Source organism: Microbacterium sp. GbtcB4 (assembly GCF_019091465.1).
GTDB classification, from domain to species: domain Bacteria; phylum Actinomycetota; class Actinomycetes; order Actinomycetales; family Microbacteriaceae; genus Microbacterium; species Microbacterium paraoxydans.
Genome location: NZ_JAGXJJ010000715.1, coordinates 1 through 231 on the forward strand (window position 1 = coordinate 1; position 231 = coordinate 231).

Below are 231 nucleotides of genomic sequence, written 5' to 3' on the forward strand. Positions count from 1 at the left end.
GCGGCGACCTGTCGACCCGCGAGCTGAAGTGGATGGTGAACGAGGAGATGGTCACCCGTCACGAGGGCGTCATCCTCCGCCGCACGAGCATCGCCTTCACGGGCGGCGCCCGAGCGGAGGTGCTCGACGTGATCGCCGACGCCCTGGCTCCGCTCCTCGGCTGGGTCCGCGAGCGTCACGACGCCGAGGTGGTGCAGACGCGCGGGCTGCTCAACGAGCGTCACGGACTCC

1 protein-coding gene is annotated in these 231 nt (G+C 71.0%); it reads left to right on the plus strand.

The features are described from left to right. The coding region (locus KVS71_RS19370) for a glycerol-3-phosphate dehydrogenase C-terminal domain-containing protein (RefSeq protein WP_302677834.1) at positions 1–231 on the plus strand (231 nt) is incomplete at both ends.